Here is a 4,658-nt window from a genome sequence, read left to right on the forward strand (position 1 = left end):
TACGAAGCCGTTACCGCAGAAACAGATATGTACTCATATCTACCTAAAAAACTCGTCATCGGCCTAGCACGACACAAAAAGTTGCGTAGATACCTATGCTGCGATGGCAGCACCTCGGTTTATCAGTGATGCCGAGGTGACGCCATCGCACGCCAGCCCACTCCCACATTAGATAGACATCACCTGACAAATCAGCCTCAGGCGCGCAACGACAGCGGCGGTACAAAACACTCCAGCTCATCCTCTACCGCCTCGATGATGCGCTCCACATCGGCGGCATTCATCACGGTGGCGCAAGGGATGCCAGCAATGGCGATCAATGTCTCGCCGCTGGCCCGGTCGAACAGGCGGGCGACCATGCTGCCGGGGGCGTCCATGCTCCCCTCAAAGCCCATCGGATGAAAATGCCAGCGCATCAGCTGGCAGGCGTTCGGGAACGTCACTTTATTCATGTTGCCCACCTTATTCATTGAGCGCTTCCTTTAGCTCGCTGCAGGGGGCCACGACCTTCACGGGTCTTGGCGTCGAAGAACATCAAAAATAGCACTCGTTCGCACGCTCAAGGTGACTTTTTTGAGTCCGTTCGGCAGTTGTTTTCGATTAATTTGATGTGCGTCATCTCCTACTACAAACTAGGCGAAACGCCACTACTCAGATGTGCCTTTTGACGCCTGCACACACTGGTAAAATCCGGCACTCTCAGCTGTTTTATCCGTCGTAGAGCCCTACATGCCCAGCATCGCCCCCGCCGATGATTGCCAGAACACCCAAGCCACCGGCGAGTTGGTCTTGCGTCACCACTTGTGCTGGCGCCATCGCGACCTGGATGGCGTGATGGCCTACTACCACCCTGAAATCCAGTACCACGACTTTTTCCAGAACCGCGTCATCGGTTACGCTGAACTGCGCGAGTATCTGCAAGCCAGCATGCCGCGTGGCGCCGACGAGGCGATCGAGCACACTGACCGCATCCGCGCCGACGGCGACACCGCGTTCATCCAGTACCGCATTACCTTGCGCGGCGGCCAGGGCCTGGTGTCGTTTCGCACCAGCGAAGCCATCACCGTGCGCGATGGGCTGATTTGGCGGGTCAATGAATACGCGTCCCTGGTGCACGAGCAGCCGACCCAGGCCATGCGCCCCACGGTCAGCCGCCTGGGCCTGTCGCCCCAGCAGTTGGGGCATATGGCCAAAGACCTGCAGCAATACTTCGAACTCAAGCAACCCTACCTGGACCCCGAGTTGGACCTGCAGCGGGTTGCCAAGGAGTGTGGCTACAGCCGCAATCAGATTTCCTACCTGTTGAACCAGGTGCTGGGGCAGAGCTTCTACCGTTACGTCAACCAGGCCCGGCTCCAGCATTTGCTGGCCGCGCTGGATAAAGCCCAGCCACCGATCAAGGTCGATGACCTGGCATTCTCCGCCGGTTTCAATTCGCTGTCGGCGTTCTACAGCGCGTTTCGCCAGCACACCGGCCAATCGCCCAAGGCTTACGTCAAACAAATTTCTCTGCGTGCACGCGCGCAAGACAGCCCATAACCCCGCGCTCTAGGATCCAGCCTATCGAAACGAGGTAGGGGAGCTTGGCATGCCGGCATGGCGCAATATCAGTTTATGGATGGACCAGTTGGATGACCCGCTGGTGGCCAGGCCGTCACTTACGCATGACCTTGACGTCAACGTGGCCATTATCGGCGCCGGTTACACCGGCCTGTGGACCGCCTATTACCTGAAACGCCAGGCGCCCGAGCTGAACATCGCGATTATCGAAGCACAGACCGCAGGTTTCGGCGCCTCTGGCCGTAACGGCGGCTGGCTGATGGGTAATTTGCTCGGCGAAGACCGGCTGTTGGCCGGCCTCTCGCCGCAACAGCGCCGCGCCTCCTTTGACCTGCTGCACGGTATTCCCGATGAAGTTGCGCAGGTGTTGGCCCGCGAGGGCATCGACTGCGATTACCGCAAGGGCGGCGCGTTGTATTGCGCTGCGCGCTACCCCGAGCAGGAAGGCAGCCTGCGCCGCTACCTCGACAAACTCCATGCCCAAGGCCTGACCGAAGACGATTACCGCTGGCTGAGCCCGCAACAGCTGGCCGAACAGATCCGCATCGCCAAGCCTTATGGCGGTATCTATGCACCCCACGTCGCGACCATCAACCCGGCCAAGTTGGTGCGCGGCCTGGCGCGCGTGGTGGAGAGCATGGGGGTCACGATCTACGAAAACAGCCCAGTCACCCACTGGCAGTCTGGCAGCCTGCGCACAGCCAAAGCCTGTGTGCGCGCCGCTTGGGTGGTGCCGGCGGTCGAGGGTTATGCCACGACGTTGCCGCCTTTGGGGCGCTACCAGTTGCCGGTACAGAGCCTGATTGTGGCCACCGAGCCGCTGCCGGCCAGTACCTGGGACGAAATCGGCCTGAGCCACGGTCAGGCGTTCGGCGAAAGCAGTCGCCAGGTCACCTACGGCCAGCGTTCAGCCGACAATCGCCTGGTGTTCGGCGCGCGTGGCGGCTATCAGTTCGCCGGAAAGCTGCGCCACAACTTCGACCTGACTGACAGCGAAGTGCAGCTGCGTCGCTACCTGTTCGGCGAACTCTTCCCACAGCTGAAAAACGTGAAGATTACCCACTCCTGGGGCGGCAACCTCGGTATGTCGCGCAACTTCCGTCCGCACATGCTCTGCGACCACAAGACCGGCATCGCGTTGTCCGGCGGTTACGGCGGGGAGGGCGTAGGCGCCACCAACCTGGGTGGCCGCACCCTGGCCGACCTGATTTTGGGTCTCGACACGCCACTGACCACCCAGCCCTGGGTGATCCGTGAGCGTGGCCTGGACGCGCTCAAGGCCTGGGAGCCTGAGCCCTGCCGCTGGCTGGGCTACAACGCGATCATTCGCAGCTTTGTCCATGAAGACCAGGTGTTAGCCAACCCTAACACCGCGCCTTGGCGCCGCACGTTGGCGACCGGCGTAGCCGGGTTCATGGAAGGTTTCATGCACTAAGCCGTTTCACTCACACGGGAAAACCCATGAGCATCACTCAATTTAAAGACGCGCTGAACGCCCACTTGCCGGATTCGTCACCGGTGGCCGTGCCCTTGGGCGAGCCCATCGCCGTGGCCTCGACCCTGAGCGTGGAGCGCAACGACGGCGTCGAAACCGGTATCTGGGCATGCACCCCAGGCCGCTGGCGTCGGCAGATCAAATCCCAGGAGTTTTGCCACTTTATCCAGGGCCGCTGCACCTTCACCCCTGACGACGGTGAAATCGTCCACCTACAAGCCGGTGATGCACTGATGTTGCCGGCCAACAGCACCGGAATCTGGGACATCCAGGAGACCGTGCGCAAGACCTACGTATTGATTCTGTAACGCTTTGATCCTTGATCGCCTGCCATAAAAACAGCCCTAAAACCGCCAGGAAATCGAACCATGAAAGCCATTGCCCTGTTGCCCTTGATGTTGGTGGCCTCTATCAGCCAGGCCGCCGAGACGGTGAAGATCTACAACTGGTCGGACTACATCGCGCCGGATACCACCAAGAACTTCCAGAAAGAAACCGGCATCGGTTTCACCTACGACGTGTACGACAGCAACGAAACCCTCGACGGTAAGTTGATGACCGGCAAATCCGGCTACGACGTGGTGTTCCCGTCCAACCATTTCATGGCTCGGCAGATCCAGGGCGGCGCCCTGAAAAAACTCGACAAGAGCCAGTTGCCGAACTGGAAAAACCTCAACCCGGTGCTGCTCAAGGCCCTGGAAAACAACGACCCAGGCAACACGCACGGTTTCCCGTACCTGTGGGGCAGCACCGGCATCGGCTACAACATCGACAAGGTCAAGGCGGTGCTGGGCGACAACGCGCCGGTGGATTCCTGGGACCTGATCTTCAAGCCGGAAAACATGGCCAAGCTGCAAAAGTGCGGGGTGGCGATCCTCGACAACGGCCCTGAATTGCTGCCGGCAGCGCTGAACTACCTGGGCTTGCCGCACCACAGCAAGAAGGCCGAGGACTACAAAAAGGCTGAAGATTTGCTGATGAAAGTACGGCCATACGTGGCGTACTTCCATTCCTCGAAATACACCGCCGACCTGGCTAACGGCGACATCTGCGTAGCCGTCGGCTTCTCCGGCGACATCCTGCAGGCCGAGAGCCGCGCCAAGGAAGCCAAGAGCGGTGTGAACATCGGCTACAACATTCCCAAGGAAGGCGCCGCGATCTGGTTCGACATGGTCGCCATGCCCGCCGATGCGCCTAACGAAAAAGCCGGCTATGCGTTCATGAACTACCTGCTGCGCCCGGACGTGATGGCCAGCATCACCAACTACGTGCACTACGCCAACGGCAACGCCGCGGCCGACAGCCTGGTGGACCCGGCGATCAAGTCCGACACCAAGGTGTATCCAACGCCTGCAATGATGGGCAAATTGTTTGCGCTGGAGGCGATGCCGCTGAACATCGACCGGATTCGTACGCGGGTGTGGAACACCATTCGTACCGGGCGATAGGTTTACCTGTGGTGGCGAGCGGGCTTGCCCTAATGCCGTTCAGTTAAGCGAACGCAATGCCCAAAGCAGCGAAGATTAAATGTGGGAGCGGGCTTGCCCGCGATGACCATGGGTATCTACGCAACTTTTTGTGTTGCGCTAAGTTTTTGACCGGG

5 protein-coding genes are annotated in these 4,658 nt (G+C 59.8%); 4 read left to right on the forward strand and 1 reads right to left on the reverse strand.

The annotated features are described in order from the left end of the window. Nucleotides 1-197 precede the first annotated feature (197 nt). Entirely contained in the window at nt 198-470 is a 273-nt protein-coding gene (locus ACI77I_RS31575) for a DUF1652 domain-containing protein (protein ID WP_026013572.1), read from the reverse strand. A gap of 259 nt (nt 471-729) precedes the next feature. Between ACI77I_RS31575 and ACI77I_RS31580 the strand changes: the two genes are divergently transcribed. The 4 genes from ACI77I_RS31580 to ACI77I_RS31595 are packed head-to-tail and all read left to right on the forward strand — an operon-like array spanning nt 730 to nt 4,503. Continuing rightward, complete coding sequence (locus ACI77I_RS31580) at nt 730-1,539, forward strand: AraC family transcriptional regulator (protein WP_094953731.1); 810 nt, start codon at nt 730-732, stop codon at nt 1,537-1,539. 49 nt (nt 1,540-1,588) lie between these two features. Continuing rightward, nucleotides 1,589-2,995 carry an FAD-binding oxidoreductase gene (locus ACI77I_RS31585; RefSeq protein WP_094953732.1) on the forward strand — a complete coding sequence of 469 codons (1,407 nt, stop codon included), beginning with the start codon at nt 1,589-1,591 and terminating at the stop codon, nt 2,993-2,995. Between the two features lie 26 nt (nt 2,996-3,021). After that, on the forward strand, nt 3,022-3,363 hold the full coding sequence (locus ACI77I_RS31590) for a cupin domain-containing protein (RefSeq protein WP_242149244.1): 342 nt from the start codon (nt 3,022-3,024) through the stop codon (nt 3,361-3,363). A 60-nt stretch (nt 3,364-3,423) separates the two neighbouring features. Further along, nucleotides 3,424-4,503: a polyamine ABC transporter substrate-binding protein gene (locus ACI77I_RS31595; protein ID WP_407000109.1), complete on the forward strand. Its 1,080-nt coding sequence runs from the start codon at nt 3,424-3,426 to the stop codon at nt 4,501-4,503. Nucleotides 4,504-4,658 lie beyond the last annotated feature (155 nt).

The sequence above is a fragment of the Pseudomonas sp. D47 genome (genome assembly GCF_045447305.1).
Classification (GTDB): domain Bacteria; phylum Pseudomonadota; class Gammaproteobacteria; order Pseudomonadales; family Pseudomonadaceae; genus Aquipseudomonas.

Bases quoted from the DNA above. Each gene is read 5' to 3' on its own strand.
- ACI77I_RS31575 (WP_026013572.1), bottom strand. From the start codon at position 470: ATGAATAAGGTGGGCAACATGAATAAAGTGACGTTCCCGAACGCCTGC.
- ACI77I_RS31580 (WP_094953731.1), top strand. From the start codon at position 730: ATGCCCAGCATCGCCCCCGCCGATGATTGCCAGAACACCCAAGCCACC.
- ACI77I_RS31585 (WP_094953732.1), top strand. From the start codon at position 1,589: ATGCCGGCATGGCGCAATATCAGTTTATGGATGGACCAGTTGGATGAC.
- ACI77I_RS31590 (WP_242149244.1), top strand. From the start codon at position 3,022: ATGAGCATCACTCAATTTAAAGACGCGCTGAACGCCCACTTGCCGGAT.
- ACI77I_RS31595 (WP_407000109.1), top strand. From the start codon at position 3,424: ATGAAAGCCATTGCCCTGTTGCCCTTGATGTTGGTGGCCTCTATCAGC.